The sequence below is a fragment of the Pseudomonas sp. WS 5059 genome (assembly GCF_012985525.1).
Classification (GTDB): domain Bacteria; phylum Pseudomonadota; class Gammaproteobacteria; order Pseudomonadales; family Pseudomonadaceae; genus Aquipseudomonas.
In genome coordinates this window covers 366,081-386,552 of sequence record NZ_JAAQWO010000003.1, presented here as the reverse complement: position 1 = coordinate 386,552, position 20,472 = coordinate 366,081, and the positions used below count along the sequence as shown (strand labels likewise).

At 61.6% G+C, this 20,472-nt stretch carries 20 protein-coding genes and 1 other RNA gene; 11 read left to right on the top strand and 10 right to left on the bottom strand.

The features are described 5' to 3' along the window. Positions 1 to 122: 122 nt before the first annotated feature. The 6 genes from HBO12_RS10680 to HBO12_RS10655 form a co-directional block, all read right to left on the bottom strand. Positions 123 to 1,127, bottom strand: a complete 1,005-nt coding sequence (locus HBO12_RS10680) for an extracellular solute-binding protein (RefSeq protein WP_170042111.1) — start codon at positions 1,125 to 1,127, stop codon at positions 123 to 125. A gap of 166 nt (positions 1,128 to 1,293) precedes the next feature. Continuing rightward, positions 1,294 to 2,511, bottom strand: coding sequence for a 2-octaprenyl-3-methyl-6-methoxy-1,4-benzoquinol hydroxylase (locus HBO12_RS10675; RefSeq protein ID WP_170042271.1), 1,218 nt, complete (start codon positions 2,509 to 2,511; stop codon positions 1,294 to 1,296). 9 nt (positions 2,512 to 2,520) lie between these two features. Then, complete coding sequence (locus HBO12_RS10670) at positions 2,521 to 3,006, bottom strand: DUF4442 domain-containing protein (RefSeq protein ID WP_169955005.1); 486 nt, start codon at positions 3,004 to 3,006, stop codon at positions 2,521 to 2,523. After that, positions 2,999 to 4,186, bottom strand: a complete 1,188-nt coding sequence (ubiH, locus tag HBO12_RS10665; protein ID WP_170042110.1) for a 2-octaprenyl-6-methoxyphenyl hydroxylase — start codon at positions 4,184 to 4,186, stop codon at positions 2,999 to 3,001. The genes HBO12_RS10670 and ubiH overlap by 8 nt, the downstream gene beginning before the upstream one ends. Next, on the bottom strand, positions 4,183 to 5,505 hold the full coding sequence (gene pepP, locus HBO12_RS10660) for a Xaa-Pro aminopeptidase (protein ID WP_169955007.1): 1,323 nt from the start codon (positions 5,503 to 5,505) through the stop codon (positions 4,183 to 4,185). Before pepP ends, ubiH begins: the two co-directional genes overlap by 4 nt. A 20-nt stretch (positions 5,506 to 5,525) precedes the next feature. Continuing rightward, positions 5,526 to 6,083 carry a YecA/YgfB family protein gene (locus tag HBO12_RS10655; protein WP_170042109.1) on the bottom strand — a complete coding sequence of 186 codons (558 nt, stop codon included), beginning with the start codon at positions 6,081 to 6,083 and terminating at the stop codon, positions 5,526 to 5,528. 137 nt (positions 6,084 to 6,220) lie between these two features. Between HBO12_RS10655 and HBO12_RS10650 the strand changes: the two genes are divergently transcribed. The 4 genes from HBO12_RS10650 to HBO12_RS10635 all read left to right on the top strand — a co-directional run bounded on the left by HBO12_RS10650 (position 6,221) and on the right by HBO12_RS10635 (position 7,645). After that, the gene (locus HBO12_RS10650; RefSeq protein ID WP_057440444.1) at positions 6,221 to 6,430 is read left to right on the top strand and encodes a TIGR02449 family protein; all 210 of its coding nucleotides are present in this window, start codon (positions 6,221 to 6,223) and stop codon (positions 6,428 to 6,430) included. Then, on the top strand, positions 6,427 to 6,744 hold the full coding sequence (locus HBO12_RS10645) for a cell division protein ZapA (RefSeq protein WP_029289530.1): 318 nt from the start codon (positions 6,427 to 6,429) through the stop codon (positions 6,742 to 6,744). Before HBO12_RS10650 ends, HBO12_RS10645 begins: the two co-directional genes overlap by 4 nt. 30 nt (positions 6,745 to 6,774) lie before the next feature. Beyond that, positions 6,775 to 6,953, top strand: a non-coding RNA gene (gene ssrS / locus HBO12_RS10640) — 6S RNA. Between the two features lie 56 nt (positions 6,954 to 7,009). Continuing rightward, entirely contained in the window at positions 7,010 to 7,645 is a 636-nt protein-coding gene (locus tag HBO12_RS10635) for a 5-formyltetrahydrofolate cyclo-ligase (RefSeq protein WP_170042108.1), read from the top strand. 2 nt (positions 7,646 to 7,647) lie between these two features. On the opposite strand, the gene HBO12_RS10630 is transcribed toward HBO12_RS10635, so the two are convergent. Continuing rightward, entirely contained in the window at positions 7,648 to 7,797 is a 150-nt protein-coding gene (locus HBO12_RS10630) for a hypothetical protein (RefSeq protein ID WP_169955010.1), read from the bottom strand. Positions 7,798 to 7,992: 195 nt separating this feature from the next. Between HBO12_RS10630 and HBO12_RS10625 the strand changes: the two genes are divergently transcribed. The 5 genes from HBO12_RS10625 (at position 7,993) to HBO12_RS10605 (ending at position 13,926) form a co-directional block, all read left to right on the top strand. Beyond that, a complete protein-coding gene (locus HBO12_RS10625) occupies positions 7,993 to 8,442 on the top strand; it encodes an EVE domain-containing protein (protein ID WP_170042107.1) in 450 nt (149 codons plus the stop codon). Between the two features lie 86 nt (positions 8,443 to 8,528). Then, the gene (locus tag HBO12_RS10620) at positions 8,529 to 9,494 is read left to right on the top strand and encodes an HlyD family secretion protein (RefSeq protein WP_169955012.1); all 966 of its coding nucleotides are present in this window, start codon (positions 8,529 to 8,531) and stop codon (positions 9,492 to 9,494) included. After that, on the top strand, positions 9,491 to 12,208 hold the full coding sequence (gene rbbA, locus HBO12_RS10615) for a ribosome-associated ATPase/putative transporter RbbA (protein ID WP_170042106.1): 2,718 nt from the start codon (positions 9,491 to 9,493) through the stop codon (positions 12,206 to 12,208). Before HBO12_RS10620 ends, rbbA begins: the two co-directional genes overlap by 4 nt. Next, positions 12,208 to 13,326, top strand: coding sequence for an ABC transporter permease (locus HBO12_RS10610; RefSeq protein ID WP_169955014.1), 1,119 nt, complete (start codon positions 12,208 to 12,210; stop codon positions 13,324 to 13,326). The genes rbbA and HBO12_RS10610 overlap by 1 nt, the downstream gene beginning before the upstream one ends. Before the next feature lie 150 nt (positions 13,327 to 13,476). Beyond that, positions 13,477 to 13,926, top strand: a complete 450-nt coding sequence (locus tag HBO12_RS10605; protein WP_169955015.1) for a hypothetical protein — start codon at positions 13,477 to 13,479, stop codon at positions 13,924 to 13,926. 62 nt (positions 13,927 to 13,988) lie between these two features. Here the strand turns inward: HBO12_RS10605 and HBO12_RS10600 are convergent, their stop codons facing one another. Continuing rightward, on the bottom strand, positions 13,989 to 14,396 hold the full coding sequence (locus HBO12_RS10600; RefSeq protein WP_169955016.1) for a flagellar basal body-associated FliL family protein: 408 nt from the start codon (positions 14,394 to 14,396) through the stop codon (positions 13,989 to 13,991). Between the two features lie 149 nt (positions 14,397 to 14,545). Here HBO12_RS10600 and HBO12_RS10595 point away from each other — a divergent pair, with 149 nt between their 5' ends. Next, positions 14,546 to 15,526, top strand: a complete 981-nt coding sequence (locus HBO12_RS10595) for an NADPH:quinone oxidoreductase family protein (protein ID WP_169955017.1) — start codon at positions 14,546 to 14,548, stop codon at positions 15,524 to 15,526. A 288-nt stretch (positions 15,527 to 15,814) separates the two neighbouring features. After that, positions 15,815 to 17,152 (top strand): glycerol-3-phosphate transporter, encoded by a 1,338-nt coding sequence (gene glpT / locus HBO12_RS10590; protein ID WP_057440450.1) that lies wholly within the window; start codon positions 15,815 to 15,817, stop codon positions 17,150 to 17,152. Here glpT and HBO12_RS10585 read toward each other — a convergent pair. Together HBO12_RS10585 and HBO12_RS10580 are read right to left on the bottom strand one after the other, a co-directional pair. Next, positions 17,136 to 17,801, bottom strand: a complete 666-nt coding sequence (locus tag HBO12_RS10585; protein WP_169955018.1) for a gamma-glutamylcyclotransferase — start codon at positions 17,799 to 17,801, stop codon at positions 17,136 to 17,138. The two genes, glpT and HBO12_RS10585, sit on opposite strands and share 17 nt — an antisense overlap. A 26-nt stretch (positions 17,802 to 17,827) precedes the next feature. Beyond that, positions 17,828 to 20,215: a TonB-dependent receptor plug domain-containing protein gene (locus HBO12_RS10580; RefSeq protein ID WP_170042105.1), complete on the bottom strand. Its 2,388-nt coding sequence runs from the start codon at positions 20,213 to 20,215 to the stop codon at positions 17,828 to 17,830. Positions 20,216 to 20,472: the final 257 nt, after the last annotated feature.

Below are 20,472 nucleotides of genomic sequence, written 5' to 3'. Positions count from 1 at the left end.
TTGCCTGCGATGCAGACACCTCGGTTTATCAGCGATACCGGGGTGATGCTATCGCAGGCAAGCCAGCTCCCACCCAAGCCGCTCCCACATTAATTAGAACTGCGGCGTGCTACAAATTGTACTCAGTTCCAGCCCGCACGATCCATCAGGCGAATCGCCTCGGCCTGGCGCTTGCCCGCCACTTCCACCGGCAGGGTGTCCGCCTTGAACTTGCCCCAGCTCGCCACTTCAGCCGAAGGTTCTACCGCAGGGTTGGCCGGGAACTCCTGGTTGACGTCGGCAAAGATCTTCTGCGCCTCAGGCGTAGTCATCCACTCCACCAGAGCCTTGGCGGCTTCCGGGTGCGGGGCGTACTTGGTCAGGCCGATGCCCGACAGGTTGACGTGCACGCCACGGTCGCCCTGGTTCGGCCAGAACAGTTTCACCGCCAGTTTCGGGTCCTGCTTGTGCAGGCGGCCGTAGTAGTAGGTGTTGACGATACCCACATCGCACTGCCCGGCGTTGATTGCCTGCAGTACCGCAATGTCATCGGAGAAGACGTCGGTGGACAGGTTATTGACCCAGCCCTTGATGATTTCTTCAGTCTTTTCTGCGCCATGGGTTTCGATCAGGGTGGCGGTCAGCGACTGGTTGTAGACCTTCTTCGCGGTGCGCAGGCACAGGCGGCCTTCCCATTGCTTGTCGGCCAGGGCTTCGTAGGTGGTCAGCTCTGCCGGCTTCACGCGGTCGGTGGAGTAGGCGATGGTGCGCGCCCGCAGGCTCAAGCCCGTCCAGGCATGGCTGGAGGAGCGATATTGTGCAGGGATGTTGGAGTCGATCACCTTGGAGGTGAAGGGTTGCAGAATGCCCATCTGCTCGGCTTGCCAGAGGTTGCCACCATCGACGGTCAGCAGCAGGTCGGCGGTGGCGTTCTGGCCTTCGGCCTTGATGCGCTGCATCAGCGGCGCTTCCTTGTCGGTGATGAACTTCACCTGCACCCCGGTTTTCTTGGTGTAGGCGTCGAACACCGGCTTGATCAACTCGTCGATACGAGAGGAGTAGACCACCACTTCGTCAGCCGCCTGGACGGTGGTGCTGGCGATAAGGGTGAGTGCCAGGGCAGTCAGGAGGCGCTTGGGTGCCAACATAGGTGCGGTCTCTCGTAGGAAAAGTGAGCGCAAATGATAAGGACTCACATTTAGCATCTCAACCAAACACTGGGCGCAGGCGTTACGAGATGTTGCATGGGAAGGATTTACCCTGCGACAACCGGCCTCATCGCCGGCAAGCCGGCTCCTAGCGGGGTGAACGCACTCAGGGCTTGGCCAGGTCCGGCAGGTCGCCGGTCAAGCCCAGCGCCTGACGCACAAACAGCGCCTTGGCCTCGGGCATTTGGTCGACCATTTTCAGCCCGGCATTGCGCAACCAACGCAACGGCAACTGGTCGGCCTGGAACAACCGTTCAAAGCCCTCCATCGCCGCCATCAGCGCCAGGTTGTGCGGCATGCGCCGGCGCTCGTAGCGACTGAGCACCTTCACATCTGCCAAGCGTTCACCGCGCTCGCACGCCTTTAGCAGCACCTCGGCCAACACCGCGGCGTCGAGGAAGCCCAGGTTCACGCCCTGCCCCGCCAACGGGTGAATAACGTGGGCTGCATCGCCAATCAGCGCCAGGCCTTCGGCGACGTAGCGCTTGGCGTGGCGCTGGCGCAGCGGTACGCACAGGCGTGGGTCGGCACTGACCACGCTGCCCAGGCGGCCCTCAAAAGCGCGCTCCAGTTCACCACAGAAGCTTTCGTCGTCCAGGGCCATCAAGCGTTCGGACTCGCTCGGCGTGGTCGACCAGACGATCGAGCACCAATCTTCGTGGCCATCGCGTACCAGCGGCAGGAACGCCAGCGGGCCATGGTCGGTGAAGCGCTGCCAGGCCGTACGCTGGTGCGGCTGGCTGCTGCGCACGCTGGTGACGATGGCGTGGTGCAGGTAATCCCATTCGCGTGTGGCGGTGCCGGTCAGGCGGCGCACGGCCGAGTTGGCGCCGTCGGCGGCGATCACCAGCGGCGCGCGCAGGGTGCGGCCATCGGCCAGGGTCAGCAGCCAGTCATCGCCGGAGCGGCGCATCTGCTCCAGGCGTGCGTTGGCCAGCAGGCCCAGGTCGCAGTCGTGCAGGCGCTCAAGCAGGGCGTCCTGGACCACACGGTTTTCGACGATATGCCCCAACACCTCGGCATGCACACTGGCCGCCGAGAAGTGGATCTGCCCGGTGCCGCTGCCATCCCAAACCTGCATTTCGCCGTAGGGGCTGGCGCGGCGACTGGCGATGCCGTCCCACACGCCCAGGCGTTCGAGGATGCGCTGGCTGGCGGCCGACAAGGCGCTCACCCGCGGTTCAAACGGAGCATCGGCGTCAAATGGCTTGACGCTCAACGGGCTGCCGTCGAGCAGCAGCACTTGCAGGCCACTGCCCTGCAACGCCAGCGCCAGGGCGCTTCCGACCATTCCGGCCCCGACAATCAGCACATCTGCGCGCATGTCCATGCTTTATGCCTGTTTCGCTGGCGGCTTGCGCCGCACGTAAAGGGTTTTGTCGACTCGCGCCACCAGGGTGCCGGAGCCGTCGTAAATCTGCACCTTGAGGTGCGGCAAGTATTTCTCGCCGCCCTCGGTCTGGCGTCGCACTTCATCGAGCAAGGCCTGGTCGATGGAGAATTCGGCAAACACCGGGCCTTTGCCCGGCGAGATGAAATCGATGCTCGCCGCCTTGTCCCACACGATGTAGTCGCGGCCCAGGTTCTCCATCAGCATCAGCATGTAGAACGGGTCGACCATCGAATACAGGCTGCCGCCAAACTGCGTACCGACGTAATTGCGGTTGTACCAGCCCAGGCCCATGCGCACCTTGGCGTGACAAAAGTCGGCACTCAGGTGCTGGACCCGCACCCCGGCGCCGAGGTACGGCGGGTACAGGCTCAAGAACCAGCGTAATAACCGCGCCTTGCCCAGGCGCTCCGTCAGCCACTTACGCATCGGGGCGCGTGCCCAGGCCCATGGCCTGCCGGGCGAACCAGCGTTTGGCCGGCGGCAGCAGGTCCAGGCCCAGCAGGCCGAGGTTACGGCCCATGGCGACCAGCGGTTGGCCGCTGCCGAACAGGCGGGTGACCTGGTCGGAGAAGCCCACGGTCAGTTGTTGATCCAGGCGCTGGCGTTCGCGGTAGGCCTGCAAGGTCGCCAGGTCACCCGGCACGGCGGGCCCGGCCAGCAAGGCCTCGGCCAACGCATAGGCATCGCGCAGGGACAGGTTGAAACCCTGACCGGCAATCGGGTGCAAGCTGTGGGCGGCGTTGCCCAGGACCACCAGGTGCGAGCGCACTTGCTCCTCGGCCTCCACCAGCGTCAGCGGATACAAGTGGCGCGCGCCGACCTGTTTCAGGGTGCCCAGGCGATAGCCAAACACGCCCTGCAACTCGCTGAGGAAACTGCGTTCATCCAACTGCGCCAGGCGCTGGGCGTCCATGCCGACGCGGGTCCAGACCAGCGCGCAACGGTTGTCCGCCAGCGGCAGCAAGGCCATCGGGCCTTCGTCGGTGAAACGCTCGAACGCCTCGCCGTTATGGGCTTCGCTGGGGGTGATGTTGGCGATCAGGGCACTCTGGTTGTAAGGCCGTTGCTTGACGCCAATGCCCAACTGCTCGCGCAGCCCGGAGCGGCCACCATCGGCCAGTACCGCAAGGTCGCACTCAATGACGGTTTCATCGTTGAGGGTCAGGCGGTAGCCATCGGCCAGCGGCTCCATGCGGCTGACTTCTGCGGGGCAGCGCCAACTGATCACGTCTTTGTCCAGGCCTTGCCACAGGCACTGCCCGAGCCAGGCGTTTTCCACCACATAGCCCAGGGCCGGTACGCCCTCTTCAAGGGCCGACAAGCGTGCGGTAGAGAAGCGCCCACGGTCGGAAACATGAATTTGCTTGATCGGTTCGGCACGTCGGGAAATGTCTTGCCATACACCCAGGCGCTGGTAGATCTGCCGCGCGCCAAAGGACAGCGCCGAGGAACGCGCGTCATAGCTCGGCTGGTAGCTGTCGCCGGGGGCGAAGGGTTCGATCAGCACGATTTTCCAGCCACGGGCCTTGGCCCCGGCCTGCAATGCCAAGGCCAGGCTGGCGCCCACCAGGCCGCCACCGATAATCGCCAGGTTGACCCGGCTCATCGGGCGGCCGCCATCAGTGCTTCAATCTCGGCCACGGTCTTGGGTACGCCACCGGTCAGAATTTCACAGCCTTGCTTGGTCACCACCACGTCATCCTCGATGCGCACGCCTATGCCACGCCATTTCTTTGCCACGTTTTGGTTGTCCGGGGCAATGTAGATGCCCGGCTCCACGGTCAGGGCCATGCCCACTTCCAGCACCCGCCATTCGCCGCCGACCTTGTACTCGCCCACATCATGCACATCCATGCCCAGCCAGTGCCCGGCGCGGTGCATGTAGAACGCCTTGTAGGCTTCGCTGGCGATCAACTCGTCCACATCACCCTGCAACAAGCCCAGCTTCACCAGCCCGGCGGTGATAACTTGCACCGTCGCCTCATGGGCCTGGTTCCAGTGCTTGTTCGGCGCGATCTGGGCAAAGGCGGCGTCCTGGGAGGCCAGCACAATTTCGTAGATCGCCTTCTGCTCGGCCGAGAACTTGCCATTGACCGGCCAGGTGCGGGTGATATCGCTGGCATAGCAGTCGATTTCACAACCGGCGTCGATCAACACCAGGTCCCCGTCCTTGAGCAGCGCGTCATTCTGCTGGTAGTGCAGGATGCAACTGTTGCGCCCCGAGGCGACGATGGAGCCATAGGCCGGCATCTTCGCCCCGCCCCGGCGGAATTCGTAGTCCAACTCGGCTTCCAGGCTGAACTCATGCAACCCGGCGCGGCTGGCCTGCATCGCCCGAATATGGGCCGCGCAGGAAATCCGCGCGGCTTCGCGCATGACCTTCACTTCTGCGGCGGATTTATACAGGCGCATGTCGTGCAGCAGATGATCCAGGGCAACGAATTCGTTCGGCGGCTGCGCACCGAGGTGCGCCTTGGAGCGGATCACGTTGATCCACTCCATCAGGTGCCGGTCGAATTCGGCATTGCTGCCCATGGCCGAGTACACCCGGTCGCGGCCTTCGATCAGGCCGGGCAGGATGTCGTCGATATCGGTAATCGGGAACGCATCGTCGGCGCCGTATTCGCGAATCGCGCCTTCGGTGCCAGCGCGCAGGCCGTCCCACAATTCGCGCTCGGCGTTGCGTTCACGGCAGAACAGCACGTATTCGCCGTGAATGCGCCCAGGCATCAGCACAATCACCGCTTCGGGCTCGGGGAAGCCGCTCAGGTACTGGAAGTCGCTGTCCTGGCGGTACACGTGCTCGACATCACGGTTGCGGATCGCCACGGCAGCGGCCGGCAGGATCGCGATGCTGTTGGGTTCCATCTGCGCCATGAGCGCCTTGCGGCGGCGGGTGTATTCCGCTTTGGGGATATGGATCATGGGCAGGTGGGTTCCCTCTCTTAGTGCAGCGACGGCTTGGTTGCAGCAGGTTCAGCAGACTTTCGGGTTTCGGTGAACAGCAGCAACGGCGCGACGCGCAGGTATTCCATGACTTCCATATAGTCGCCTTCGCCATCTTCGGATTCTTCCAGCGCATCTTGCACCTGGGAGATGGCTGCGAGGTCCTGCAACACTTCCTTGGCGTCGGTGCTCAGCTCCAGGCCGCCGGCGTTCACGCCAAAGCCATGGAGGAAACCCTGGCACCATTGGCCCAGTGCAGCGGCACGCTCGGTGAGCGACGCATCGTCGGTTGGCAGCAGCAGGACCACGGTGACGTCATCACCGGTCAGTTCGCCTTTAACCATTTCTTGCAAGCCGATCAACGCGTTGCGCACGTTTTCGGTAGGCTCGGTTTCCAGCAGCTCGGCCACGTCGGCCAGCCAGGTGTCGGCGTCAAAACCGACGCCGGTGCAACTACGGCCCAGCAGCACGCCATGCAGTTCGGCAGGCGAGCAAGGGTGACCGCTGGAGCTCAGCAGTTTGGAAAAAGCGTCGTACGGGGAGTTCTGAATAGGCATGATGAGCTAGGCGCCAGGCGGCGCGATGTCTAGAATGAAGCGCTGTATCCTAGCACCGGCAGACGCACCCGACTATCAAGGGCGTCAGATCGTTTATCCTGCAGTTGCCATTCATCAGACAAATCCAGTGGAACCCTATGGAAGACGCCGACTTGCAAGCGCTGATGGCCAGACTCGAATTGCTAATTACCCGGGTCGAGCAACTAAAGAGTCAAAACGGACTCCTATTAGCTCAGGAAAAGACCTGGCGCGAGGAACGCGCGCACCTCATTGAAAAAAACGAAATCGCCCGGCGTAAGGTCGAATCGATGATTTCGCGCCTGAAGGCCCTGGAGCAAGACTCATGAGTTCAAGCAATAGCGTCACCGTGCAGATTCTCGACAAAGAGTATTCGATCATCTGCCCCCAGGAGGAGCGCAGCAACCTGGTGAGCGCCGCCCGCTACCTGGATGGCAAGATGCGTGAAATCCGCAGCAGCGGCAAAGTCATCGGCGCCGACCGTATCGCCGTGATGGCCGCGCTGAACATTACCCACGATTTGCTGCATAAGCAGGAACGCCCTGACGTACAGGCCAGTGGTTCGACACGCGAGCAAGTGCGTGACCTGCTCGAGCGCGTCGACCTGGTGCTTTCTACCGACCAGGAACCACCCAAGGGCTGATCGCCGCGTCTATTTCGGGTATACTCGCCTCACTCCCTGGCGTGCTTGCCAGTCGGCGATGTCCCTGAGCCGATTCGCACTACCCTGGAAGTTGCACGTTGGGCTGGTGTGCATGTCCGCTAGACGGAAAGCCTTAAAGCCTACTGCATCTTCCACCTTGAACTTTCGGGTTCAAGGGCTAAGTCGACAGCGGTTCTGTCGGGGAGCCTGATTCCCAAACTCAATGCCAGTCCCCGGACTGGCATTGTTTTATGAGCCGAACACCATGACCGAACCTGCGCCACTTTCCCGTCCGCACCTTCGACGCATGTTGCGCAAGGCCCGCCGCGCCCTGACGCCGAGCGAGCAACGCCAGGCCGCGCTTGGCCTGTATCGGCAACTGGCACAGCACCCGCTGTTTCGCCGGGCCAAACAAATCTCCCTGTACCTGCCGACGGATGGCGAAATCGATCCGCGCTTGCTGCTGCGCGCTGCCCAGCGCCGGGGCAAGGCCACCTACCTGCCAGTGCTCAGCGCCTGGCCTCGGACCAAGATGGTGTTCCAACGCGTGCGCCCTGGGGAAAAGCTTGCGCCCAACCGCTTTGGCATTCTTGAGCCACGGGTCAATGTCGGGCGCCAGCGCAAGGTCTGGGCCCTGGACCTGGTGCTGCTGCCGTTGGTGGGTTTTGATGATGCGGGCGGGCGGCTGGGCATGGGCGGCGGTTTTTACGATCGCAGCCTGGCGTACCTGGCGCGCCGCTCATCGTGGCGCAAGCCGACGCTACTGGGGCTGGCCCATGAGTGCCAGAAGGTCGAACGCCTGGCGCAGGCAAGCTGGGACGTGCCGTTGAATGGCACCGTTACCGATAGAAGATGGTATGTCGCAGAGGGGACGCCGCTGGACTCAACGGCGCCGAAATAGCGTCAACGCTTGAAGGTTTGTTGTTGCTGCTGTGCAAATTCAACCGGGGCTTGGGTCTTGTTCGACCATAGGCTTTGCGCATACCCGGTGGTCACGACGCCCAGACCGAACAAAATAACCAAAATCCATAGTAAATCCGGTTTGCGTTTCATCGATTGCCCCCCTTCAGGCATATCACACACGATGACAGCAACGTTCCAAAGTAGTCCGTTCCAGCTGCGTCAAGCTTAAAATCCCGGCATTCTGCGTTAACGTGAACCAACACGCAAACCTTGGCGTCAACCGACCGTCGGTTTGTCATGAAATTGACAGACAAGCTGCCCAATCCCCTGCAAAGGAGCAAAACCATGGCCTATTGGCTGATGAAATCCGAGCCCGATGAGCTGTCCATCAAGGGCCTGGAAAAACTCGGCGAGGCGCGCTGGGACGGCGTGCGCAATTACCAGGCGCGCAATTTCCTGCGGGCCATGGCCGTGGGCGACGCGTTCTTCTTTTACCACTCCAGTTGCCCGGAACCGGGCATTGCCGGCGTAGGAAAAATCATCGAAGCGGCTTACCCCGACCCGACCGCGCTGGAGCCTGATAGCCATTACTTCGATGCCAAGGCCACCCCCGAGAAGAATCCGTGGAGCGCCATCACCGTGGCCCACGTCGAAACCTTCCCCAAAGTCCTCGGGCTGGGCTACCTCAAGCAACAGACGGCCCTGGCCGAATTGCCGCTGGTGCAAAAAGGCAGTCGCCTGTCAGTGATGCCAGTGACGGCGGAGCAATGGGCGGCGGTCATGGCGCTGCGCTAACGCCTAACGGTATTCATTTGACCGGTATCAACGGCTATCGGTTACGATCCCGGCAAACTAGGACGCTAACACCGCAGGATGCACCCATGTCGACGTCACATCGCAGTTCGCAATTCTTCGCCTTTCTCCTGATTTTGCTGTTGGTGGCCGCCGGCGGCTTCGGTTACTGGAAGTCCACCCTCGACCGCCTGCCGGAAGGCTTGAGCATGGGCAACGGCCGACTGGAATCCACCGAAGTGCAGATCGCCACCAAGATCCCCGGCCGCTTGGCCGAGGTGCGGGTCGATGAAGGCGACAAGGTGCTCAAGGGCCAACTGCTGGCGCGTATCGACACCCGCACCCTGGAAGCCCAGCGTTCCCAGGCCGAAGCCGAAGTACTGCGCGCCAAGGAGAACTTCGCCGCTGCCGAAGCCAACGTGCAATTGCGCCAGAGCGAGAACCTGCTGGCCAGCCAGGAACTCAAGCGGACCCAAGAGCTGTACCGCCGCGGTTTCGCCAGCGCGCAGTTGATCGACCAGCAGCAGGCACGCCAGAACACCGGCAATGCGGCGGTGGTGGCCGCCCAGGCCCAGGTGAATGCGGTCAAGGCCGCCATTGGTGCCGCCGAGGCCCAAGTGGCGCAACTGACCAGCGAAATCGACGACAGCAGCCTGCGCGCGCCCATCGACGGCATCATTCAACTGCGCCTGGCCGAACCTGGCGAAGTGCTCGGCGCCGGTGGGCGGGTGTTGTTGCTGATCGATCCGAATGACCAGTACATGAACCTCTACCTGCCCGCCTCCGTCACCGGTCGCCTGACCGTGGGCAGTGAAGCGCGGATCGTGCTCGATGCCCTCCCGGATCAGCCGCTGCCAGCGAAAATCAGCTTTGTCGCGGCCAAATCCCAGTTCACCCCCAAAGAAGTGGAAACCCGCGACGAGCGCCAGAAACTGGTGTTTCGCGTCAAGCTGCGCCTGACTCAACCAAGCGCCGTGCCCCAGGCCAAGCCCGGCATGCCCGGCGCCGGCTATGTGCGCACTGCCGACCTGGACTGGCCGGCCAACCTGCAATGAACGGGCTGGCGCTGCACGCCACGGGCATCAACCACCGCTACGGCAAGCAACAGGCGCTGATCGACATCGCCTTCAGCCTGCCGGCCGGCACCCGCTGCGGCCTGATCGGCCCCGATGGCGCGGGCAAGTCGAGCCTGCTGGGCTTGATCGCCGGGGTCAAAAAGCTGCAGACCGGTGACTTGCAGGTGCTGGGCGGTTCCATCGAAGACCGCCGCCACCGCAACAGCCTGTACCCGTTGATCGCCTTTATGCCCCAGGGCCTGGGTGGCAACCTGTATCCAGAGCTGTCTATCAGCGAGAACATCCGTTTTTTCGCCACCCTGTTTGGCCTGTCCACAGCCGATTGCGACCAGCGCATGCACAACCTGTTGCTGGCCACCGACCTGGCACGCTTCGCCGACCGCCCCGCGGGCAAGCTGTCGGGCGGGATGAAGCAAAAACTGGGGCTGTGCTGCGCGCTGATCCACGATCCGGACCTGCTGATCCTCGATGAACCGACTACCGGCGTCGACCCTTTGTCACGCCGGCGCTTCTGGGAACTGGTAGAAACCGTACGCAGCGAGCGCCCACAACTGACGCTGCTGGTGGCCACGGCCTACATGGAAGAAGCCGAGCAGTTCGAGCACTGCCTGATGCTCGACCGCGGCAAGCTGATTGCCGATGGCCTGAGCCGTGACCTGGCTGCTGTTACGCCCAGTGGCAAGCTGGATGACGCGTTCACCCATTTCCAGGGCGACAGCGCGCACAACAACCAGCCGCTGGTGATCCCCCCTCGGGCTAACGACAACACCGATATCGCCATCGAAGCCCACGACCTGACCCTGCGCTTTGGCGACTTCACCGCTGTCAACAAAGTCAGCTTCGCCATTGGCCGTGGCGAGATCTTCGGCTTTCTCGGCTCCAACGGCTGCGGCAAGACCACCACCATGAAAGTCCTCACCGGGCTGATGCCGGCCAGTGAAGGCAGCGCCACGCTGCTGGGCAACCCGGTGAATGCCAAGGACCTGGCGACCCGCAAGCGCGTGGGTTTCATGTCCCAGAGCTTCTCGCTGTACGGCGAACTCAGCGTGCGCCAGAACCTGGTGCTGCACGCACAGTTATTTGATCTGCCCAAGGCCGACAGCGGCCCACGCATCGAAGAATTGATCCAGCGTTTTGACCTGGGCAGCGTCGCCGAACAACCCTCCGGCGAGTTGCCTCTGGGCTTGCGCCAGCGCCTGTCCCTGGCCGTGGCGGTGCTGCATCGCCCGGAAGTGCTGATCCTCGACGAACCCACATCGGGTGTGGACCCCGCCGCCCGCGACGATTTCTGGCGCTTGCTGGTGGAGTTGTCCCGCGAGCAAGGGGTGACGATTTTCCTCTCCACCCACTTTATGAACGAAGCCCAGCGCTGCGACCGCATCTCGTTGATGCACGCAGGCAAGGTGCTGGCCTGCGACACGCCAGACGCCCTGCAACGACAATTCCACGGCGAGACCCTGGAAGCCGCGTTCGTCACCTGCCTGGAGCAAGCCCAGCAAACCCCGGAAACCGCCGCGCCCAGCGCGAGCGTCAGCACGCCGACCACGCCGCCCGTCAGCAAGCGCGGCTTCAGCCTGGCGCGCCTGCTGGCGGTGGCCAGCCGTGAAGGCAAGGAACTGCTGCGCGACAAAGTGCGCATGGCCTTTGCCCTGCTCGGGGCGATTTTCATGATGGTGATCTTCGGCTACGGCATTTCCCTGGACGTGGAGAAGCTCGCCTTCGCCGTGTATGACCAGGACCAGACGCCGCAAAGCCGCGCCTATCTGGAGGCCTTTCGCAGTTCGCGCTACTTCGCCGAACAGCCGCCGATCACTGATTCAGCCGAGCTGCACCGGCGCCTGCAACGTTCGGAAATCAAACTGGCCCTGGAAATTCCCCCCGGCTTTGGCCGCGACCTCTACGCCGGGCGCCAACCAGCGGTGGCCGCCTGGCTCGATGGAGGAATGCCGTTTCGCGCCGAGACCAGCCGCAATTATGTAGAAGCCGTACACCAGGCCAACCTGCAACAACTGGCCGAACTCAACAGCACACCGCTGTCCCAACCGGCCGCGGCCAAGCTGGAAACGCGCTTTCGCTACAACCAGGACGTGGTCAGCGTAAATGCCATCGGCCCGGGTGTGATGGCGCTGATCCTGGCGTTTATCCCGGCCATGCTCACCGCCCTGGGCATCGTGCGCGAGAAGGAACTGGGCTCGATCACCAACTTCTACGCCACGCCCCTTACCCGCCTGGAGTTCCTTCTTGGCAAACAGGCGCCGTACCTGGTGATCAGCCTGATCAACCTGGCCTTGCTGGTGGCGATGAACCGCTGGCTGTTCGGCGTGCCGTTCAAGGGCAGCGGCCTGACCCTGGCGTTTGGCGGCCTGCTGTATGTGCTGGCCACCACCAGCATGGGCCTGCTGATTTCCGCGTTCACCCGCACCCAGATCGCGGCGATCCTCGGCACCATGATTATCACCAGCCTGCCGACCATCCAGTTCTCCGGGTTGATCGTGCCGCGCTCGTCCCTGGAAGGGGCGGCGGCGCTGATGGGGATGCTGTTTCCCGCCGGTTACTTCCTGGATGTCGCCGTCGGCACCTTCACCAAAGCCCTGGACCTGCGCCAACTGTGGCCACAGTGCCTGGCGCTGTTCGGGTTTTTCCTGGGTTTCACCGGACTGAGCCTGGTCATGCTCAAGAAGCAGGAGGCCTGATGCACAAGTTCGCCCATATCCTGCGCCTGGGAGTCAAAGAGCTCACCAGCCTGCGCCACGACAGCGTGCTGCTGTTGTTCCTGTTCTATGCCTTCACCGTCGCCATCTACATGCCGGCGGCCGGCTCGGTGATTGGCGTGCACAACGCCAGCGTGGCCTTTGTCGATGAAGACCACGGCCAATTGTCGCGCCAGTTGGCCGAAGCCCTGCAGCCACCGGAGTTCCAGCCTGCCGTGCCACTGCCCTACGACCAGTTGGACAAGGTCATGGACAGCGGCCAGTACACTTTCGTGATCAACGTGCCGGCCAATTTCCAGGCCGACCTGTTGGCCGGACGCCAGCCGAGCGTGCAGGTCAACGTGGATGCCACGGCCATGAGCCAGGCGTTTATGGGCGCGGGCTATATCGGGCGGATTTTCCAGCGCGAACTGCTGACCTACGGCGGCCAGTCCGACGCCAGCCAGCGCGCGCCAGCGGCCCTCACCACCCGCGCGTTGTTCAACACCAACCTGGAAGGTGGCTGGTTCCTGGCGGTGATCCAGATCGTCAACAACATCACCATCCTCGCCATCGTACTGACCGGCACCGCCCTGCTGCGCGAACGCGAGCACGGCACCCTCGACCATTTGCTGGTGTTGCCGCTGACCGCCCTGGAAATCATGCTGGCAAAAATCTGGAGCAATATGCTGGTGGTGGTGCTGTGTACCTGGCTGTCCCTGGAAGTGGTGGTCAAGGGCCTGCTCGGCGTGCCGCTGGCCGGCTCGTTGAGCCTGTTCCTGCTGGTGACGGCGTTATACCTGTTTGCCAGCACCGCCTTGGGCATCTTCCTTGCCACCCTCGCCCGCTCGACGCCGCAGTTCGGCTTGCTGGCGATCCCGGTGATCATTCCGATGCTGCTGTTATCAGGCGGCAGTACGCCGTTGGACAGCATGCCCGAATGGTTGCAATGGGTGATGCAGGGCTCGCCGTCCACGCACTTTGTGAGTTTGAGTGCGGCGATTCTGTTCCGGGATGCGGGGGTGAGCGTGGTGTGGCCGGATTTGCTGGCGCTGGCGGGAATTGGGTTGCTGTTTTTTGCGGTGGCGTTGGCGCGGTTCAGGAAGAGTCTGGCGTCTTGAACTATCACTTGTAAATTATAAAAACCACTAAGCCTATTAAAAAACAAAATAAAAAACTGTCATTTATGACAGTAGCCGGCATTCCTCTCCCCTTGTTAGCTTGAACAGCCAACCACGAACTTATCGCCGTAGCACCCCGGGAGAGCGAAAATGGTCAATAAATCAGATTCGGATAACAGTGGCTCCAGCGACGCTGCCACCCCAGAGGTCATAGAGATTAAGATCGACTCGAATAACCCCAACGGAAAAACAACAGTTACAGGGGAGTATTCATTGCATGGATATAAAGGAGCGATAGAGGTTGAATACACCTGGAGAAGTAATGTCTACACGATAACTGCGCTCAGATATCTATTCGAGCGTACTGCGGTAACGGGTAAAAACCCCCGCTTCGAAATCACCAGAGACACCGACGGCCCCAGCGGCCCCACATTGTCAGTCAACCCTCCACAAGATGGCCAATGGCACTCTTGGGGTTCATCAATGAGCTACCAAACAGCCAACACAGCACTATTTTTCACTTTCTACTTTATCTTCGACGCGCCCCCCGAGGGGGTATGGAGAACAGATAGAAAAATACTGAAGCTCACTGTGTACTAACTATTACAACCAGCAACTTAGTTGCTGGTTTTTTAAACCATCAAAAGTCCCCCCACTCGGACCTATTGAATGATCAGGTTGTTAAACAACAAATCCTCAACCACCGGCTTGCCCGTCTCATCGTTCATCACTTGCTGAGCCTGCTTCAGCGCTTCCTGGCGCAACTTCTCCTTGCCCTCGACACTGCCCATGCTCTCGACTGTCTGCTGGGTAAACAACGCCACCAGTTGATTGCGAATCAGCGGCTCATTGGCCTTGATCGCCGCCGCCGCTTCCGGGCCGGTCACGCGCAGGGCCACGTCGGCCTTGTATACCCGCAGTTTCGGGCCGCCATCCAGGGCGTAGTTGCCGACAAAAGGCGGCGTCAGGCTGTAATAGCTGACCTTGGGCGCTTCGCCTTCCTTGGCTTCTTCGGCATGGGCTGCCATCGGCAACGTCAGGGCCAGCATCAACAGGATCCACGCTTTCACAGTTCATTCCTCATATTCGGTGGCCAGTAGCATAACGCTAGCAAGGCAGAGCACAAGCTTATGGCGACTTATCAGGCCGGGGCATGCTCGTTGACCCGTGACCTTACCCACCTACACTTATCGGCCAATACGCCAAAAGGAATAGTCCGATGAAAGCCGTGCTGTGCAAAGCCTTCGGCCCTGCCGAAACCCTGGTGTTGGAAGACGTCGAAAGCCCGGCGATCAAGAAGAACGAGATCCTGCTGGATGTGCACGCCGCCGGGGTGAATTTCCCGGACACGCTGATCATCGAGGGCAAGTACCAGTTCAAGCCACCCTTCCCGTTCTCGCCGGGTGGCGAAGCGGCAGGTGTGGTCAGCGAGGTCGGGGAAAAGGTCAGCCACCTCAAGGTCGGCGACCGGGTCATGGCGTTGACCGGGTGGGGCAGCTTTGCCGAGCAGGTCGCGGTGCCGGGCTATAACGTGCTGCCGATCCCACCGAGCATGGATTTCAATACCGCCGCTGCCTTCAGCATGACCTACGGCACTTCGATGCACGCCCTCACCCAGCGTGGCCATCTGGCCGCTGGCGAGACCCTGCTGGTACTGGGCGCGTCCGGTGGCGTCGGACTGGCCGCCGTGGAAATCGGCAAGGCCATGGGTGCCCGGGTGATCGCCGCCGCCAGCAGCGCCGACAAGCTGGCCGTGGCCAAGGCTGCCGGGGCCGATGAGTTGATCAACTACAGCGAAAGCAACCTCAAGGATGAAATCAAACGCCTGACCGATGGCAACGGCGCCGACGTGATCTACGACCCGGTGGGTGGCGATCTGTTTGACCAGGCCATCCGCGCCATTGCCTGGAACGGCCGCCTGCTGGTGGTGGGGTTTGCCAGCGGGCGTATCCCTGAACTACCGGTGAACCTGGCGCTGCTCAAGGGCGCGGCGGTGCTCGGGGTGTTCTGGGGCTCGTTCGCCCAGCGCCAGCCGCAGGATAACGCGGCGAATTTCCAGCAGTTGTTCAGTTGGTATGCGCAGGGCAAGTTGAAGCCGCTGGTGTCGCAGGTGTATCCGCTGGATAACGCGGCGCAGGCGATCAATGACCTGGGGCAGCGCAGGGCGGTGGGCAAGGTGGTCGTGCAGGTCCGCCAGTGATTTGAAATGCAATCAATGTAGGAGCTGGCTTGCCTGCGATAGCGGTGGGCCAGCTACATCGTTGGTAACTGATCCACCACTATCGCAGGCAAGCCAGCTCCTACAGTGGGTCTGCGGTGTTCTGAAGAATCTGGTTACGACCCATACTTGTCTATTGGCGACATGTTCGTAAAAGAACATGCAATTACTCCGGTTTCCTGTGTTTGCGGATAAGAGGCGATGCTATTTTCGGTAACGAAACTGTAACATTCGCATCCGCAGTCAAAACAAGAAATTTGGAGCTCTTGAATGTTTGCTTTCTTTCGTCCTGCCCCACACCAGGCACCCCTGCCTGAAGAAAAGATCGACAGTACCTACCGACGACTGCGCTGGCAGATCTTCGCCGGTATTTTCTTTGGCTACGCGGGTTACTACCTGCTGCGCAAAAACTTCTCCCTGGCCATGCCGTACCTGATCGACGAGGGTTACACCCGTGGTCAACTGGGCTTGGCCATGTCGGCAATCGCCATTGCCTACGGCCTGTCCAAGTTCCTCATGGGCCTGGTGTCCGACCGCTCCAACCCGCGCTATTTCCTGCCGTTTGGCCTGCTGGTATCGGCCGGGGTGATGTTCATTTTCGGTTTCGCGCCTTGGGCAACCTCCAGCGTGACCATGATGTTCATTTTGCTGTTCATCAACGGCTGGGCCCAGGGCATGGGCTGGCCGCCAAGCGGGCGGACCATGGTGCACTGGTGGTCGCAGAAAGAACGCGGCGGCGTGGTGTCGGTATGGAACGTGGCGCATAACGTCGGCGGCGGCCTGATCGGCCCGCTGTTCCTGTTGGGCATGGCCTGGTTCAACGACTGGCACGCAGCGTTCTACGTGCCGGCCACCGTAGCCTTGGCAGTGGCGGCGTTTGCCTTCATCACCATGCGCGACACCCCGCAGTCGGTGGGCCTGCCGCCTATCGAGAAGTACAAGAACGACTACCCGGAAGGCTACGACGCCAGCCACGAAGACGAATTCAGCGCCAAGGAAATCTTCGTCAAGTACGTGCTGCGCAACAAAATGCTCTGGTACATCGCCTTCGCCAACGTGTTCGTCTACCTGCTGCGCTATGGCGTGCTGGACTGGGCACCGACCTACCTCAAGGAAGCCAAGCACTTCACCGTCGACAAGTCGTCGTGGGCGTACTTCTTCTACGAATGGGCGGGGATTCCCGGCACGCTGCTGTGCGGCTGGATGTCGGACAAGATCTTCCGTGGCAACCGTGGCCTGACCGGCATTGTGTTCATGGCCCTGGTGACCGTGGCGACCCTGGTGTACTGGCTCAACCCGCCAGGCAACCCGATGGTCGACATGATCGCGCTGTTCTCCATTGGCTTTTTGATCTACGGCCCGGTGATGTTGATCGGCCTGCAGGCGCTGGAGCTGGCGCCGAAGAAAGCCGCTGGTACGGCGGCAGGCTTTACCGGCCTGTTCGGTTACCTGGGCGGTTCGGTAGCGGCCAGTGCGGCCATGGGCTACACCGTGGACCACTTCGGCTGGGACGGCGGCTTTGTGCTGCTGATCGGCGCGTGCCTGCTGGCCATCGCGTTCCTGATCCCAACCCTGTGGCACACCAATAGCGTCAGCTCGGCGCGTTAATCGCCGCGACGCCTTTGGCACATCGCTTGAGCCGCGCCTCCAGATTTTTATCTGGCATGGCGTGGCTACGCAGGGCGTTGACGGTCTGCTCGACATAATCGCGAGTGGTGCCGTAACGCCCGCAAGCGCTTTCAAATACCTGGTTCAGCACGCTGTCGGGCAAGTTGCCGGCGTAGCTGGGCAGGTGCCGCTCCAGCACAAAACCCAACGCCTGCACCTGGCTGCCGTCTTCAAGCCGGCAACTGAGCCAATGTGGCCGATACGATGGGTAAGGCATCTCGCGCTGCCACAAGGCATAGAGCGAGGCCTCCAGTTGATCCTCCGGCAGGCGGTAGGCAAAGCCGCTGCACGAGCCACCACGATCCAGGCCAAACACCAGCCCCGGCAACTCCGGCGTGCCCCGGTGCTCGTGGGACCACAGGTACAGGCCCCGGTGATACCCATGGACCCGGGCGCGCAGGCGCTGGGTTGCCGAACACTCGGGACGCCAGATCAGCGAGCCATACGCAAACAGCCAGACCGGCCCACCCTTGTGCAGGCCCATGGTGGCTTGCATCGAGCTCATCAATTGTTCGTGAGTGAGTTGCGGCCCCAGATCGAGCCGCGGTGGGTAAGCCAATTGCAGACGTTCGGATTCAATAACGGTCATGGCAGATCGCTTAGGTCTCCTGTGCATTACCAGTTATAGGCGACTTTACCGTAATAGAACGCGCCGCTGTAACCGTAAGGCGAAAAAGTGCTATAGGCCAGGTTGCCGCCACTGCTGGCGTAGGCATTGAGCTTTTCCGGGTATTTGTCGGTCACGTTGTCGCCGCCCACGGTGAAGGTCCAGTTGTGCAATTTGTAGTCAGCCGACAGGTCCAGCACCCAGGCGGCCTTGAAGGTCTGGTCGTTGACCTTGTCTGCCTGGTAGCTGGTGAATTCGCCATAACGCACCAGGTTGCTGTGCAGCGCCCAGTTGCCGAAGGTGAAATCGTTGGCCAGGCTCAACTTGTGCTGGGGCGTGGTGTCGCCCAGCAAGCCGATGCGCTCGCGCCGGTCGACCCGCACCAGGTTGGCGCCCAGGCTATCGAGAATGGCCGGGTTGGCCTTCACGTCCGTGACCTTGGTGTGGTTGTAGTTGTAGCCCACAGTGCTGTTCCAGCGGATGCCGTTATCCAGTTGGTAGCGGTAGTTGGCCACCAGGTCGACACCATCGGTGCTGGTGTCGGTGGCATTGGTGAAGTAACGGGCGGTGGTGTAGTCGATGTTGCCGACACCGTTGGCCTGCAGATAAGCGCGAGTCGCCGCGTTGAGCGCGAGGTTGGACGACAGGCTGATACGGTCGCGGATATCGATACGGTACACGTCGACCGTCACCGTCAGGTTATCCGCGGGCTCCAGCACCAGGCCCAGGCTGTAGTTACGCGACTTTTCGGCCTTGAGGTCTTCGGCGCCGAGCAGGCGGGCGACCTGGCTGGTGGCCGGGAACGTGCCGGCTTCCTGGATAGTGTTGCCGATCAACTGCGACGAGGTGTAGGCAAAGTTCTGCTGGGCCAGGGACGGTGCGCGAAAGCCATTGGAAATGCTGCCGCGCAGGGCCACCTGCGGGGTGAAGTCATAGCGAGCCGACAGCGAGCCGCTGACGTTGGAGCCAAAGTCGCTGTAGTCCTCATGGCGCACCGCCGCCGAAACCCCGAGCTTCTCGGTGAAATTGGTTTCCAGGTCCAGGTATTGCGCCCAGTTGTGGCGCGAGGTGCTGCCGGCGTCGGCATCACGGAAACCGCCGAGGCCCGAACTGCCGGTCTGGTAGTAGGACGCCGGCTCACCGGCTTCAATCTCATAGCCCTGGTGCAGGTACTCACCACCGAAGGCCACCGACACCGGGTACGGCAACCAACCAAGGTCGAACTCCCGGGACAGGTCCAGGCTGAGCTGCTTCTGTTCGTTGCTCAGGGTGCCGTTGTCGAACTTGCGCGGCGTCGCCAGGCCCAGGGAGGTGTTGATGGTTTCGGTGCGCAGTTCGTACTGGTTCTTGCCGTAGTTGGCCGACAGGTCGTAGTGCCAGTCATACGCCAACTGCCCACGCAGGCCGGCCACCAGCGAGGTGTCTTCGAGGTTGCCACGGATCAGCGGCAAGTAGCCATTGGGGTTGAGCGCCGGGATGTTGTTGGACGCATTGCTCGCCCGGTAAAACGCCGCCGTCTCCCCGCGCCGCTTACTGTAGCCACCAAAGGTGTAGAACTCGGCAGCATCGTTGAAGGCATAGCCGGCGTTCAACCACAGCTTGCCTTCGTTGGTGGAGGGTTCGCCCTGGCGGAACACTCGCTGGCCGTACGTGGTAGAGCCGACGCTGGCCGGGCGGTAATCGTGGCCGGCGCGATTGGTGTAGTCATTGTCGGCGCCTTCGGCGGAGAGGTTGATAAACCCGTTCTCGCCCACTGCCAGGCCGGTATTGCCGCTGATGTTGCGCTGGATCCCGTCGCCTTTCTTGTATTGCCCGAACTTGCTGGAAACCGCGCCTCCATGGTCGGTCTGCTTGAGGATCACGTTGATCACCCCGGCAATCGCGTCAGAGCCGTAGCGGGCCGACGCGCCATCGCGCAGCACTTCGATATGGTCGACCGCCGACAGCGGGATGGCATTCAAGTCTGCCGGGGCCGAACCGCGACCGACCGCCCCGCCCAGGTTGACGAAGGCACTGGTGTGGCGCCGCTTGCCATTGACCAGCACCAGCACCTGATCCGGCGACAGGCCGCGCAGTTGCGCCGGGCGCACCAGTTCGGCGCCGTCCACCAGGCTGGGGCGTGGGAAGTTGATGGAAGGAATCAGCCGCGCCAGTACAGCACCCAGCTCATCGGAGCCGGTACTGCGCAGACTTTCGCCGGAAATAACATCAATTGGTGACAATGAGGCGCTGGCCGTGCGTTCTTGGGCACGAGTGCCGGTGACGATCACCGTGTCGAGTTTTGGTGCGTCCGCAGTCGTCGTTTCAGCTGCAATCACTGGATTGAATCCCACGGCGGTCAGCAAATTGGCTGACAAAATCGCCGTGTACAGCGCGTGTTTGTTGTAGCTCCCCATACCGCTCCCCTTGCAATCAAAAGTCAGAACTTCAATGCCCTGAGTTCATACGATCGATCCGTGTGGCGGACGGTGGCGGTCATTTACTGGTTATTGGCAGAAAGTCGGTGGCCCGATGACATATAGCTTAATGATATTTATCTTGACGAATAAATATCTTTTAAGAATAAGAGAAAGCATAAGCAATGGGCCCCATTCGTCAGGATTGCCCCGGTAAACGTCGTTGTTTCAGCACCGGTTCAGCCTTTACGGGCGGC